This window comes from Mycobacterium sp. NPDC050041 (assembly GCF_049541695.1).
Lineage (GTDB): Bacteria > Actinomycetota > Actinomycetes > Mycobacteriales > Mycobacteriaceae > Mycobacterium.
In genome coordinates this window covers 226,135-239,315 of record NZ_JBMVDG010000002.1, presented here as the reverse complement: position 1 = coordinate 239,315, position 13,181 = coordinate 226,135, and the positions used below count along the sequence as shown (strand labels likewise).

Here is a 13,181-nt window from a genome sequence, read left to right as displayed (position 1 = left end):
CCGGTCCACGCACCGCCGTCGTCACAGCACGCCCGTCTGCAGGACGTCGCCGGCCAGTCCGGCCACCACGGGCACGATGCCCAGGCACAGGAAGGCCGGCAGGTAACACAGCCCCAGCGGGGCGGCGATGAGCACCGAGGCCCGCTCGGCGGCCGCGCCGGCGGCATCGGCCGCTGCGCTCCGCGACTCGACAGCCAGTTCGGCCACGCCCTGGGCGAGGGCGGCACCCGACGACGCCGACCGTCGCGCCAGTCGCAGCAGCGCCCTCGTCTGCGGATCGGGTTCCGCGCCGGGGTGCGACCAGGCTGTCGCCGGATCGGCGCCGAGCGCCAGGAGATCCGACGCCCGGGTGAGGACGGCCGCCAGCGTGGGCGGTGCGGTCGGCGCTGTGGCCGCCGCGGCGGTCGACACAGCCATGCCCGACGACAGACACGCCGCGAGCACGTCGAACGCCGATGCCGCCGCGAGTGGGTCTGACGTGGCGCTCGACGGGGCGCGACGCCGCATGGCGCGCGGCGCCGCGACACCCGCACGGACGCGGACCCGCAACGGATCAGCCGCGATCAAGACGGCCACCGCGAGCAGCATCGCCGCCCAGCTCACGCGGCGACCCCAGCGGTGATGCGGTCCGACCACAGCAGACCCGCGCAGCCCAGCGAAACCCCTACCACCAGCAGCCAGCCGCCCGGCCCGCCGGACAGCAGGAAGCGGACGGGCTCGGCGCCGATCAGCTGGCCGAGGCCGATGCCGAGCACGGGCAGACAGGCCAGCATCGTCGCGGTGGTGCGCGCGCCGGCCATACCGGCGTTCACCCGTGCCGAGAACCGTTGCCGCTCAGCGACATCGCGCTGCGCCGCCCGCATCAGCGTGCCGATGGCGAGACCGTGTGTCTGTGCCAGCTGCCAGCTGACCGCGACGCGTTCCCAGTGCCCGGGCAGCGACGAGCGGGCGGCGACGCTGCGCAGTCCGGCGGCGACGTCGGCGCCGAGACGGGCCCGGGCCGCCACTGCACGAAGCGCGGGTGCGACCGCCTCGTCCGCCTCTGAGGCGGCGACCCCGAACGCGGCGACAGGGTGGGCACCGGCCCGTAGTTCACCGGCGAGCACGTCCAGCGCCCCCTGCAGCGCAGCAGATTCCGCGACCCGCAGGCGCCGGGCGCCGCGCCGGCGACGACGGAGCAGCAGCGTCCCGCCCACGATCACCCCCGCTATGGCCACCGTGACGGGGACGAGCATCGCGATCGCCGACGCGGCCACCGCGAGACACCACGCGGGCCGGATACGCCGCGGACCGACCGGCCGGGCGCGCAGCGCCACCAACCGCCGCCGCGGTGACACCGGCGCGAGCAGCACGGCCGCCGCCAGCGCGAGCGCCGCCGCCGTCACACTCGCCCCCGCCCGTCGACGAGCTGACGCAACCGCGCTGCGCCGCTACCGAATCCGGAGTCGACGCGCCACGCGGCCTCCGCTCGGACCCGGCCGTCGTCGGCCGACTGCAGGACGGCGATCTCGGTCAGCCGGCGAGTACCGGAGCGGTCACGGCCGACGTGCAGCAACACCTGCACGGCCGCCGCCAGCTGACTGTGCAGCGCGGCCCGGTCGAGCCCGCCGAGAGCACCGAGCGCCTCGAGCCGGGCCGGGACCTCGGCCGGATTGTTCGCGTGCACGGTGCCCGCGCCTCCGTCGTGGCCGGTGTTCAGTGCCGCGAGCAGGTCGACGACCTCGGCTCCTCGGACCTCGCCGACCACGATCCGGTCCGGCCGCATCCGTAGCGCCTGGCGGACCAGGTCGCGCAGGGTGACCTCGCCGACGCCCTCCACGTTCGCGCACCGGGCGACCAGATTCACCAGATGCGGGTGGTGCGGGGCGAGTTCGGCGGCGTCCTCGACGCAGACGATCCGCTCCTCGGCGGCGACCGCTCCGAGCATCGCCGCCAGCAGCGTCGTCTTTCCCGCGCCGGTGCCGCCGGAGACGAGGAACGCCAGCCGGGCGTCGATGACGTCGCGCAGCAGCGCGGCCGCGGGCGCGGCGATGGCGCCGGTCTCCGTCAGCGCCGCGAGGTCCTGCGTCGCGGGGCGAAGCACCCGCAGCGACAGGCAGGTGCCCGCGGCCGCGATCGGCGGCAGCACGGCATGCAGCCGGACGGTGAACCGCCCCGCGCCGAGGCCGGACAGCTGACCGTCGACCCACGGCTGCGCCTCGTCGAGCCTGCGGCCCGCGGCCAGTGCCAGCCGCTGTGCCAGCCGGCGCACCGCCGCGTCGTCGGCGAAGCGGACAGCGCTGCGCCGCAATCCCTTTCCGTCGTCGACCCACACCGCGTCGGGTGCGGTGACGAGCACGTCGGTGGTGCCCTCGGCGCAGAGCAGCGGCTCCAGGATGCCCGCACCGGTCAGCTCGGTCTGAAGTAGCCGCAGATTGCGCAGCACCTCGGTGTCACCGAGCACGCCCCCGGACTCCGCACGGATGGCGGCGGCGACCACCGTGGGGTGCAGTGGGCCCGACTCCGTCGCGAGCCGTTCGCGGACCCGGTCGAGCAGCGAGGCGGTCATGCCGCCTCCGTCGCCGGGTGGTGTTGCAGCACAGCGAGAACCCGGCCGGCGGCGAGGGCCAGCGGCGACCGGCGGTTCAGCCGCAGCGCACCCTGCTCGAGTCGCTCGGCCACGCCTGGCTGCGGCCGCATCGCCGCGAGCAGCGGCAGCCCGGCTGCCCGCGCGACCTCCCGTGGCCGCAGGCCGCCGGGCGCCGGACCGCGCACGACCACCCCGACGTTCGGGTTCATCCCCGTCAGCCAGGGCGTGACGGCCGCCGCCGCCGCGCACGCCCGCACGTCGGCGGTGACCACGAGCACCACCAGATCCGCGGCGTCCAGCACCACCTCGACGGCGGCGGTCGGACGGCGCGGCACGTCGCAGATCACGGCCGCGCCACCGCGGCAGCCGGCATCGACGACCGCCGCGAGTGCCGCGGCGTCGATCTCGGTTCCGGCCCGGCCACTCGAGAGCACGCTGACGCCGTTCGAACGCGGCAGCGCCTCGCGCAGCGCCGGGAAGTCGAGGCGGCCACCCTCGAGTGAGAGGTCCGACCACCGCAGGCCCGGTTGCGATTCGGCGCCCAGCACCATGTCGATGCCGCCACTCCACGGGTCGGTGTCGACGAGCAGGGCGTCCGGCGCGACGTGGGCCAGCGCCGCCGCGAACAGCGATGCACCGGCCCCGCCGCGGCCGGCCAGCACGGCGATCGCCGTTCCGCGCCGGGTGTCGCCGCGGCGCGATTCGGCGGCGTCGGCGAGCTCGGCGGCCAGCGCCCGGTCCTGCGCGGGCAGTGTGATCACGTGCTGGGCTCCGACGGAGATGGCGGCCTGCCAGTCGCCTTCCTGCGGATCTGTGCGTCCGACCAGGACGACCCGGCCCCGGCGCGGCAGTGCGCGCTGCGCGCAGCGGCGGGCGCTCGGCGTGTCGAGCAGCACGGCCGCGGCGGCGGTCCACGCCTTGCGCGACGACGGCTCACCTGCGTGCACCACGGTCACCCCGGCCGCGGCGGCGACGCGGTCGACGTCGGCACGCAGGGACGGATCGGTCAGCAGCGCAAGCACCCCGGTCGTCGTGGTCACGACCTCAGCATCGGGCGCGGGGCTACGGCGCCGCCATCGCAATTGCACCGAATGTGGATGAACTGGCAACTGTGGACAACGTGGGCTGCCGTCACGGCGCGGTCCAGATATTTACGCGGAGGACGCCGTCGGACGAAAGAGGAGTTGTCCTGAATGCGAAAGGACCGGAAAAAGGGACGACCCCCGCCAGGGGGGGAGGAGGCGGAGGTCGTCGTGTATCAGCCCCGGGGGGTCGGGCTGATACACACCCGGCCATAAGCCGAGTAATGCTCACTATACACACGGATCTGCCGAGGATGGCAAGTAGTGCTTGCCCGGGAAACAACCAGATAGGAGGAAAATTTGCAGTCACAGTCAGCTGTCTAGATCTGCCAATTCACACACTCATCCGAATAGTGACGCAGTCGGGCCTTTATGCTGGCGATGTGACCGCATCCGAGCGGTCCGCAGAGCCGGCGACGGCTGCGCGGGCCGAGCCCGAAAGCGACCGCCCGGTGCGTACCGCAGCCTTCTTCGATCTGGACAAGACGGTGATCGCGAAGTCGTCCACGCTTGCGTTCAGCAAACCTTTCTTCGATCAGGGCCTGATCAACCGGCGCGCCGTGCTCAAGTCCACCTACGCCCAGTTCCTGTTCATGATGTCCGGTGCGGACCACGAACAGATGGACCGGATGCGCTCCTACGTCACCACGATGTGCGCCGGATGGGATGTCGAGCAGATCAAGTCGATCGTCGGGGAGACACTGCACGACATCGTCGACCCACTGGTGTTCGCCGAGGCCGCCGACCTCATCGCCGACCACAAACTGTGCGGCCGCGACGTGGTGGTGGTGTCGGCGTCCGGTGAGGAGATCGTCGCGCCCATCGCGCGGGCGCTCGGCGCGACGCACGCGATGGCCACCCGGATGGTGGTGGAGGACGGCCGCTACACCGGTGAGATCGCCTTCTACTGCTACGGCGAGGGCAAGGTCGAGGCGATCAAGGCGCTCGCCGCGCGCGAGGGTTACGCGCTCGAGCACTGCTATGCCTACTCCGACTCGGCGACCGACGTGCCGATGCTGGAGACCGTCGGCCACCCTGCCGTGGTCAACCCCGACCGCACGCTGCGCCGGGAGGCCGCGAGCCGCGGGTGGCCGGTGCTGACATTCACCCGGCCGGTGTCTCTGCGCGACCGGATACCCGCGCCGTCGGGCGCCGCGGTCGCCACCACCGCCGTGGTGGGGATGAGCGCGCTGGCCGCAGGCGCACTGACGTACTCCCTGCTGCGCCGCTTCGCGCTCTGACGCGCACACACCGCGCGCACACACCGCAAAGAATCGCCGCGCACCGCTACGCCCTGTAGTAGCTGGACGCGAGGCGTAACGATCCGGAATCGCCGACAATCAGCCCTTGATGTGACGCTGGTCACGGAGTACAAAGGAAGGCACGGAAGCCCGGAGAGGCCAAGACCCAGTCGGAAGAGAAGGCTGGATCTCCCGAACCAGGCTACCCAGCACGGATCCCGGCACCCACGCGGAGCACATGCCGCGAAATAGGCAAAAGTGTTGCGGGCCTGCGTAATAGCGAAAAGCGGACGACCACGACGACTCCTTGGGTGGGGTTGCAGGCGAAGCGCATCGCCAAGACGCCGAGGCCAACCCACGCAGCCATACCGAGCACGCTTGGTAACCGGTCTCCGTGCTAGCGGGCGGCGAGCCGAACTCTGTTCGGAGCGCCGCCCGCTTCATTTTGCTGGCAGCCCACTTCGCGCGCCGCTACCCCGATGCCCCGGCAGCGATCTGCAGCGCCTCCCGCGCACCCGCGTGCAAACCGGTGCAGTGCAACACGAGCCAGGCCGTCAGCCCGTCGGGCGTGCCCGAGGAGAACCCGCGCGCGGCCGCCCGGTAGTCGCCGGATCGGCGCATCCAGTACACCTCCGGTACGCCGAGACCGTGCGGGTCGAGGCCGGTGGCGATGGTGACCAGTCGCGCCACCCCGCGCGCGACCACCCCGTCGGCGGACCCGAACGGCGCCAGCGTGAGCAACTCGCCGTGCGCGACGGCGGCGAGCACCGGCGCGGGCACCCGTGAACCGCCGGTGAGGACGCCGGCCAGCAGCTCCAGCCGTGGTCCGACCTCGGGGTCCGCCCGGGGCCGGCCCAGGTGCTCGTCATCGGTGAGGTCGGCCGCAGCCAGCGAGTGCAGCCGCGCCAGCGCCTGCAGCGGTGCCCGCTGCCACACGCCGATCAGAGTGGTGGCGCCGCCTTCCAGCGCCTCGGACACTCGTAGCGCGCCCGCCAGCACCGGGTCGGGCTCGCCGTCCTCGCCGATCGCCAGCGCGCCGCCGTCGAGCACCGCGGACGCGCGGGCGCCCCGCACAGCGGCCTCGGCTGCGGTGGCCGGCCATCCGCGCAGGTTCGCGCGGTGCCGATGCGCCCGCCCGAGCGCCTCGCGGGCCTCCTCGGCCGCGTCGGCGACGCCCGGAAGTGCGGCCAGCGGCGCCAGCGGATCGCGTGCCCCAGTCATGGCAGCCCACGCTAGCCGACCGTTGACCTACCGTTCCGCGACGCTCGGCGCGCCGGATCCGCCGCCCGCAGCCGAGGATGTGAGGTCAGCCCGTCCGCGGCCCGCGTGGTGACTACGCTCACACCTATGTCCGAGACGCACACCGACATTCCGTCCGCCTACCCGCCGCCCGACGAGTTCGCCGCGCAGGCGAATGCGACCGATGAGCTGTACCGCGACGCCGAAGCCGACCGGTTGGCGTTCTGGGCGACGCAGGCCGAGCGGCTGTCGTGGGACACCCCGTTCGGCGAGGTGCTGGACTGGTCGGAGGCCCCGGTCGCGAAGTGGTTCGTCGGCGGCAAGCTCAACGTCGCCTACAACTGCGTCGACCGCCACGTCGAGGCCGGCAACGGCGACCGCGTCGCGATCCATTGGGAGGGTGAGCCGGTGGGCGATCAGCGGACCATCACCTACGCCGAACTCAAGGACGAGGTGTGCAAGGCGGCGAACGCGCTGACCGATCTCGGGTTGTCCGCCGGCGACCGGGTGGCGATCTACATGCCGATGGTGCCCGAGGCGATCGTCGCGATGCTGGCGTGCGCCCGGCTGGGCGTGATGCACTCGGTCGTGTTCGCCGGCTACTCCGCGTCTGCCCTGAGGGCGCGCATCGAGGACGCCGAGGCGAAGATCGTCATCACCACCGACGGGCAGTACCGCCGCGGCAAGGCAGCGTCGCTCAAGGAAGCCGTGGACGAGGCCGTCGAGGGCGAGACCACCGTCACCAACGTTCTGGTGGTGCGCCGCACCGGGATCGACGTCGAGTGGACCGAAGGTCGCGACCTGTGGTGGGACGAGGTCGTCGATCGCGCGTCCACCGACCACGCCTACGAGGCGTTCGACGCCGAACACCCGCTGTTCCTGCTCTACACCTCGGGCACGACCGGCAAGCCCAAGGGCATCATGCACACGACCGGCGGCTACCTGACGCAGTCGTCGTACACCCACTACAACGTCTTCGACGTCAAGCCCGAGACCGACGTCTACTGGTGCACCGCCGACATCGGCTGGGTCACCGGGCACACCTACATCGTGTACGGCCCGCTGTCGAACGGCGTGACGCAGGTGGTCTATGAGGGCACGCCCACGTCACCGACCGAGCACCGGCACTTCGAGGTCATCGAAAAGTACGGCGTGACAATCTATTACACGGCGCCGACCCTGGTCCGCACGTTCATGAAGCTGGGCAGGCAGATCGCCGCCGAGCACGACCTGTCGAGCCTGCGCCTGTTGGGCTCGGTGGGCGAGCCGATCAACCCCGAGGCGTGGCGCTGGTACCGCACGGTGTTCGGTGCCGACAAGACGCCGATCGTCGACACGTGGTGGCAGACCGAGACCGGCGCCATCATGATCTCGCCGCTACCCGGCGTCACCGACGCCAAGCCGGGTTCGGCCATGACGCCGCTGCCGGGCATCTCGGCCAAGATCGTCGACGACGACGGCAACCAGCTAGAGCCGGGCACCGATCACGGCGAGCAGGCCAACGGCTACCTGGTGCTCGACAAGCCGTGGCCGTCGATGCTGCGCGGCATCTGGGGCGACCCGGAGCGGTTCAAGGAGACCTACTGGTCGCGGTTCGCCGAACAGGGCTGGTACTTCGCCGGTGACGGCGCCCGGTACGGCAAGGACGGCGAGATCTGGGTGCTCGGCCGTATCGACGACGTCATGAACATCTCCGGGCACCGCATCTCGACCGCCGAGGTCGAGTCGGCACTCGTCGGGCACTCGGGCGTTGCCGAGGCTGCCGTCGTGGGCGCGACCGACGAGCAGACCGGTCAGGCCATCTGCGCGTTCGTCATCCTGAAGGCCAGCGCCAAGGGTGGCGCCGAGGACATGGTCGACGAGCTGCGCGCCGAGGTGGCCAAGGAGATCTCGCCGATCGCCCGGCCGCGCGAGATCCACGTGGTGCCCGAGCTGCCCAAGACCCGCAGCGGCAAGATCATGCGCCGGTTGCTGCGCGACGTCGCCGAGGGTCGCGAACTCGGCGACACCTCGACGCTGGTGGACCCCAGCGTCTTCGAGGCGATCCGCGCCAGCAAGTAGCTCGAAGGAGTCAGGCCGCTCGGGCGCCCACCGGGACGAACCCGGAGCCCGGCCGGTTCTTGCTGACGATGTCGGCGAGCTGGGCGTTGATCGACATCGTGACGGCCGGGGTGTGCAACGGGATGTACTGCACGACGCACGTCGGCAGGCCCTCGGTGAAGGCGCCGTGGATCATGCCGACCAGCTTGTTGTTCACCGTGACCGGCGCCCCGGAGTCACCGGGCTGACCGCACACCTGGTTGACGATGGTGCCGGGGTCCTCCCCCGGGCCCCACGTCACCCCGCAGGACTGGCCGGTGGTGCGGCCCAGCTTGCAGGCGATCTCGCCGAACGCCGGGTCGGGGCCGATGCCGTCGATCTGGAAGCCGTTGACGTTGTTGGTCGGCGTCACCTTGGCCGGGTCGAACTCGATCACGGCGTAGTCGAGCGCCTCGTTGCCGGCGACCATGGTGCCCACGACGCCCGCCGCCTCGACTCCCTCGACGCCCACGGTGGCGCCCGGCCCGCCGCAGTGTGCGGAGGTGAATCCGACCAGGGCGCCGCGGTTGTCGTTGCCGATCGCGGTGAGCGTGCACAGCGATTCACCGTTGACCACGATGCCCGAGCCGCCCCCGAGCACCACCGGGGACTGGGCCTGCGCCGGTGCCGCCGCTGCGGCCAGTGCGAGCACGGCGGTGATCACCACGACGAAAATGTGGCGGCGGTGTCTGGAGTACAAACCAATCCCCTGTCGATGCGGCCCGACCCGCCAACGCTGCTGAACTGACACCAGTCTATGGCGGCCGGGATCGTTTAGCCGGTCACAGCATGGCAACATGAAGCGCGACCGAGAATCAAAGCGCAGAGGATGTCACCGTGAGCGACCGCAAGAACGGCGTGCCCACCACCGTCGCCTCGATCCCCCTGGTGGATCCGCACGCGCCGAAGCCCGACCCATCCATCGGCGACCTGGTCAAGGACGCCACCTCGCAGGTGTCGACGCTGGTGCGCGCCGAGGTCGAGCTGGCCAAGGCCGAGATCACCCGCGACGTCAAGAAGGGGCTCACCGGCAGCGTCTTCTTCATCCTCGCGCTGGTCGTGCTGTTCTACTCCACGTTCTTCTTCTTCTTCTTCGTCGCCGAACTGCTCGACACCTGGATCTGGCGCTGGGCCGCGTTCCTCATCGTCTTCGGGATCATGGTGCTGGTCACCGGGGTGCTGGCGCTGTTCGGATATCTCAAGGTGCGCCGCATCCGCGGACCGCAGAAGACGATCGAGTCGGTCAAGGAGACCCGCGAGGCGCTCACCCCCGGACACGACAAGAACCCGGGCAAGGCGCTCACGTCTCCGAACGGTCAGCAGACCACCGACCCGTCGGGCTGGTAGTGCCCCGCCGCCGCGGCGGCGACGTCCGGCCCCCGCCTGATCCGTCGGTCACCAGGATCGACGGCCCGTGGCGGCATCTCGAGGTGCACGCCAATGGCATCCGGTTCCATGTCGTGGAAGCCGACGACGCGGCACAGTCACCGGTGCCGATGAGCGAGCGGCCGCTGGTGATCCTGCTGCACGGCTTCGGCTGCTTCTGGTGGTCGTGGCGCCATCAACTCCGGGGTCTGACCGGTGCCCGTGTCGTCGCGGTGGACCTGCGCGGATACGGCGGCAGCGACAAGCCACCGCGCGGCTACGACGGCTGGACGCTGGCCGGCGACACCGCAGGCCTGGTGCGCGCGCTCGGCCACAAGAACGCCACGCTCGTCGGCCACGCCGACGGCGGGCTGGTGTGCTGGGCGACGGCCGTGCTGCACCCGCGGGCTGTGCGGGCGATCGCGGTGGTCAGCTCGCCGCATCCGGTGGCGCTGCGCAGTTCGGCGATGCGGCGACGCGACCAGGGTCGCGCCCTGCTGCCCTCGATGCTGAGCTACCAGGTGCCGGTGTGGCCGGAACGGTCGCTGACCCGTCACGACGCCGACGAACTCGAAGCATTGGTGCGTCGCCGTTCCGCCGCCCACTGGCAGGCCTCGGAGGATTTCGCGGAGACCGTCACTCACCTGCGCCGCGCCATCCAGATCTCGTCGGCCGCCCACTCGGCGCTGGAGTACCAGCGCTGGGCGGTGCGCAGTCAGCTGCGCGGCGAGGGCAGGCGGTTCATGCGTTCGATGAAGCGGCCGATCGCCGTGCCCGTACTGCACCTGCGGGGCGACGCCGATCCCTATGTGCTGGCCGACCCGGTGTACCGCACGCAGCGGTACGCCCCGCACGGCCGGTACGTATCCATCGCCGGCGCAGGACATTTCGCCCACGAGGAGGCGCCGCAGGAGGTCAACGAACAGCTGTCGCGCTTCCTGGCGCAGGTCTACGGGACCTGACGGGTCAGCCGACGCAGGCGCCGGTGGCCACCGGCGCGGTGTTGTTCACGTTCATCAGCTGACGCGCGATCTCGCTGTAGCGCAACACGAATCCGGTGTCTGGATCGTCCACGGCGGCACCGAAGACCACGCCGAGCACCCGGCCTTCCCGGTCGATCATCGGGCCACCGGAGTTGCCCTGCCGCACCTGTCCTCTGATCGTGTACACGTGCCGCGACACGGTCGACTTCTGGTAGATGTCGGGCCCGTTCAGCTCGATCCGCTCGCGTACCCGCGCAGCGGTCGGGGTGAAGTCGCCGCCACCGGGATAGCCCAGCACCACCGCGTCGGTGCCGTCGGGGGCGTCCTCGGTGACGAACTCGAGCGCCGGTGCAGGCAGGTCGGGCACGTCGAGGATGGAGATGTCGGCGGCGGGGTCGTAGGACACCACGAACGCCTCGTATTCCTGCCCGCCTGCGTCGACGGTGACGGTCTCGGAGCCGGCGACCACGTGCGCGTTCGACATCACCCGGCCGGGTGAGATGACGAACCCGCTGCCCTCGAGCACCTTCTGGCAGCCCGGCGCGAACCCGCGGATCTTCACGACGCTGGGCTTGACCCGCTCCACCACCGGATCGGTGATCAGCGCGACGTCGGGGGCCTCGACGTCCGCAATCGGGGTGCGGCCGAACGGCTGCCACACGTTCGGCAGACCGGAGGTGTTGAGCAGCGCCTTGAGCCGGCCGGGCACCGTCCGGAGTTGCCCGGGGACCACCTGGTCGACTTCGGTCCACACCTTGGAACCGGTGACCGCGGAGACCAGCTTCGGCTGGTCCGAGGACTGCACGAGGAAGCCGAGCATCCAGGCCGCCAGCAGCACCGCGACCAGCTGGAGACTGGAACCGACCACCGAGTCGAAGAGGCGCATCGGGCCGTTGCGGATCGCGCTGCGGACCGCCCGGCCGAGCACCACGCCGGCGATCTCGCCGATCACCACCAGCGCCAGGATCAGGAACAGAGTGACGAACAGCTTCTGGCGGGGGCCGGGGAATGCCTCGACGAGGTGGGGAGCCAACAGCACGCCGGCCACCGCGCCGAGCACGACGCCGAGCAACGCCATCAGCGACCCGAGTGCACCGGAGCGCCAGCCGGACACGGCTGCGACGAACGCGATGCCCAGGATGGCGAGGTCGAGCCACTGTGACGAAGTCATGATTGGCCTTCACCGTAGCCGTCGGCGGCGCCGTCGTGGTCTCCGACAAGCGCCATCGCTTCGTCGAGTTCGCGGACGTCGTCGGTGTTCCACGGCTGCGCCCACCCGGCGACGTCGAGGATCGCCGAGACGACCTGCCCGGTGAAGCCCCACACCAGCATCTCGTTCAGCAGGAACGCCGGCCCGGAGAACCGCCGGCTGTTGGCCTGCCGGTACACCATCAGCCGGTTCTGCGGATTGACGAACGCGCGCACCGGGACCCGGGCCACCACCGCGGTCTCCGACTCGTCGACCACGACCACCGGGCCGGGGTCCGGGGAGTAGGCCAGCACCGGGACGACGTGGAAGCCCGAGGGCGGGATGAACATCTTGTCGAGGGTGACCAACGGGGTGATCCGGGCGGTGTCGATGCCGGTCTCCTCGGTGGCCTCCCGGAACGCCGTGCCGACCGGGCCGTCGTCGCCGGGATCGGTCGCGCCGCCGGGGAAGGCGGCCTGGCCGGCGTGGTGACGCAACGTGGACGCCCGGACGGTCAGCAGCAGGTCGGCGTCGTCGGGCAGTCCGCCCGCCGGGTGGTCCTGCGGACCGGAGAACAGCACCAGCACGGCGGCGTCGCGTTTGGACCCCGTCAGAGTCGCGGCGGCGTTGGCGGCGGTGATGGTGGCGAGGACATCGGGCGGGACGCGCCGGCGGTAGGCACTGGGCACCCGGCCCACGTTGTCGACGAGCGGGCGCAACCAGCCGGGCGCGGCATCAGGGCGCAGCACACCCTGGTCGCGCGCGGTGCTCACCCCGGCCCTCCTCCTGTCTCCCGGCCGATCACCGGGTCCACCGCCGCCGCGATCTCGTCGGCGTCGGCGAAGGATCTGAGCAGGATTTCGGCAACGCTACCGTCCGTGCGCAGCACCACCGTTGCGGGCATGACGTTGGGCACGCGCAGGGCCGCCGCGACGAGTCGGCGGCCGTCCTGCACGGTCGGCAGGTGCACGCCGAGCTCGGCGAGGCGCAACAACGCCGCCGTCTCGTTCTCGTCCTGGTGGACGGTCAGGACCGTCACCCGGTCGCCGGCGCGCCGCTGGTATTCGGCCATGGCGGGCAGCTCGTCGGCGCACGGCCCGCACCAGTACGCCCACAGGTTGAGCACCACCGTGCGACCGGCGAGCGCGGCCGCTACGTCAACCGGCACGCCGTCGCCCGCGCATTCGAGGGTGACGCCCCGCAGCGGAGCCGGGCCGGGCGACCCGGACGGCGCCGGACAGGGGCGCAGGTCGGCGCGCGATCGCGGACCGGCGAGGGCCTCGGCGGTGTCGGCGTCCCGGCGGTCCCGGGCCGCCGCGGGACCGGCGCCGGGCGCGGTGTCGTCGTCCTGCAGTTGCAGCCACAGCGCGCCGATGAGCGCCGCGACGACGACGAGCACCACGACGGTCCAGCGGGTCGACGTGCTCACGGGAA

General features: G+C 71.5%; 13 protein-coding genes. 4 read left to right on the top strand and 9 right to left on the bottom strand.

The window, feature by feature from the left end:
* Positions 1-21: 21 nt before the first annotated feature.
* The 4 genes from ACPCHZ_RS06485 to ssd are packed head-to-tail and all read right to left on the bottom strand — an operon-like array spanning position 22 to position 3,609.
* Positions 22-603, bottom strand: coding sequence for a type II secretion system F family protein (locus tag ACPCHZ_RS06485; protein WP_423484005.1), 582 nt, complete (start codon positions 601-603; stop codon positions 22-24).
* Positions 600-1,385: a type II secretion system F family protein gene (locus tag ACPCHZ_RS06480; RefSeq protein ID WP_423484004.1), complete on the bottom strand. Its 786-nt coding sequence runs from the start codon at positions 1,383-1,385 to the stop codon at positions 600-602. The genes ACPCHZ_RS06485 and ACPCHZ_RS06480 overlap by 4 nt, the downstream gene beginning before the upstream one ends.
* On the bottom strand, positions 1,382-2,548 hold the full coding sequence (locus ACPCHZ_RS06475) for a TadA family conjugal transfer-associated ATPase (protein ID WP_423484003.1): 1,167 nt from the start codon (positions 2,546-2,548) through the stop codon (positions 1,382-1,384). Before ACPCHZ_RS06475 ends, ACPCHZ_RS06480 begins: the two co-directional genes overlap by 4 nt.
* The gene (ssd, locus tag ACPCHZ_RS06470) at positions 2,545-3,609 is read right to left on the bottom strand and encodes a septum site-determining protein Ssd (protein ID WP_423484002.1); all 1,065 of its coding nucleotides are present in this window, start codon (positions 3,607-3,609) and stop codon (positions 2,545-2,547) included. Before ssd ends, ACPCHZ_RS06475 begins: the two co-directional genes overlap by 4 nt.
* 494 nt (positions 3,610-4,103) lie before the next feature.
* Here ssd and ACPCHZ_RS06465 point away from each other — a divergent pair, with 494 nt between their 5' ends.
* Positions 4,104-4,892 (top strand): HAD-IB family hydrolase, encoded by a 789-nt coding sequence (locus ACPCHZ_RS06465; RefSeq protein ID WP_423484661.1) that lies wholly within the window; start codon positions 4,104-4,106, stop codon positions 4,890-4,892.
* 471 nt (positions 4,893-5,363) lie between these two features.
* Here the strand turns inward: ACPCHZ_RS06465 and ACPCHZ_RS06460 are convergent, their stop codons facing one another.
* Positions 5,364-6,113, bottom strand: a complete 750-nt coding sequence (locus tag ACPCHZ_RS06460) for an oxidoreductase (protein WP_423484001.1) — start codon at positions 6,111-6,113, stop codon at positions 5,364-5,366.
* 126 nt (positions 6,114-6,239) lie between these two features.
* On the opposite strand from ACPCHZ_RS06460, the gene acs reads away from it, so the two are divergent.
* The gene (acs, locus tag ACPCHZ_RS06455) at positions 6,240-8,192 is read left to right on the top strand and encodes an acetate--CoA ligase (RefSeq protein ID WP_423484000.1); all 1,953 of its coding nucleotides are present in this window, start codon (positions 6,240-6,242) and stop codon (positions 8,190-8,192) included.
* A 10-nt stretch (positions 8,193-8,202) separates the two neighbouring features.
* On the opposite strand, the gene ACPCHZ_RS06450 is transcribed toward acs, so the two are convergent.
* A complete protein-coding gene (locus ACPCHZ_RS06450) occupies positions 8,203-8,910 on the bottom strand; it encodes a serine protease (protein ID WP_423483999.1) in 708 nt (235 codons plus the stop codon).
* A gap of 137 nt (positions 8,911-9,047) precedes the next feature.
* Here ACPCHZ_RS06450 and ACPCHZ_RS06445 point away from each other — a divergent pair, with 137 nt between their 5' ends.
* A complete protein-coding gene (locus ACPCHZ_RS06445) occupies positions 9,048-9,557 on the top strand; it encodes a phage holin family protein (RefSeq protein ID WP_423483998.1) in 510 nt (169 codons plus the stop codon).
* The gene (locus tag ACPCHZ_RS06440) at positions 9,557-10,537 is read left to right on the top strand and encodes an alpha/beta fold hydrolase (RefSeq protein ID WP_423483997.1); all 981 of its coding nucleotides are present in this window, start codon (positions 9,557-9,559) and stop codon (positions 10,535-10,537) included. The genes ACPCHZ_RS06445 and ACPCHZ_RS06440 overlap by 1 nt, the downstream gene beginning before the upstream one ends.
* 4 nt (positions 10,538-10,541) lie before the next feature.
* On the opposite strand, the gene marP is transcribed toward ACPCHZ_RS06440, so the two are convergent.
* From marP to ACPCHZ_RS06425, 3 genes are read right to left on the bottom strand one after another with little or no spacing between them, the layout of a single operon-like run.
* Positions 10,542-11,729: an acid resistance serine protease MarP gene (marP, locus tag ACPCHZ_RS06435; protein WP_423483996.1), complete on the bottom strand. Its 1,188-nt coding sequence runs from the start codon at positions 11,727-11,729 to the stop codon at positions 10,542-10,544.
* Positions 11,726-12,520 carry an NUDIX hydrolase gene (locus ACPCHZ_RS06430; RefSeq protein WP_423483995.1) on the bottom strand — a complete coding sequence of 265 codons (795 nt, stop codon included), beginning with the start codon at positions 12,518-12,520 and terminating at the stop codon, positions 11,726-11,728. The genes marP and ACPCHZ_RS06430 overlap by 4 nt, the downstream gene beginning before the upstream one ends.
* Positions 12,517-13,176 carry a TlpA family protein disulfide reductase gene (locus ACPCHZ_RS06425; RefSeq protein WP_423483994.1) on the bottom strand — a complete coding sequence of 220 codons (660 nt, stop codon included), beginning with the start codon at positions 13,174-13,176 and terminating at the stop codon, positions 12,517-12,519. Before ACPCHZ_RS06425 ends, ACPCHZ_RS06430 begins: the two co-directional genes overlap by 4 nt.
* Positions 13,177-13,181: the final 5 nt, after the last annotated feature.

Bases quoted from the DNA above. Each gene is read 5' to 3' on its own strand.
- ACPCHZ_RS06460 (WP_423484001.1), bottom strand. From the start codon at position 6,113: ATGACTGGGGCACGCGATCCGCTGGCGCCGCTGGCCGCACTTCCGGGC.
- marP (WP_423483996.1), bottom strand. From the start codon at position 11,729: ATGACTTCGTCACAGTGGCTCGACCTCGCCATCCTGGGCATCGCGTTC.
- ACPCHZ_RS06475 (WP_423484003.1), bottom strand. From the start codon at position 2,548: ATGACCGCCTCGCTGCTCGACCGGGTCCGCGAACGGCTCGCGACGGAG.
- acs (WP_423484000.1), top strand. From the start codon at position 6,240: ATGTCCGAGACGCACACCGACATTCCGTCCGCCTACCCGCCGCCCGAC.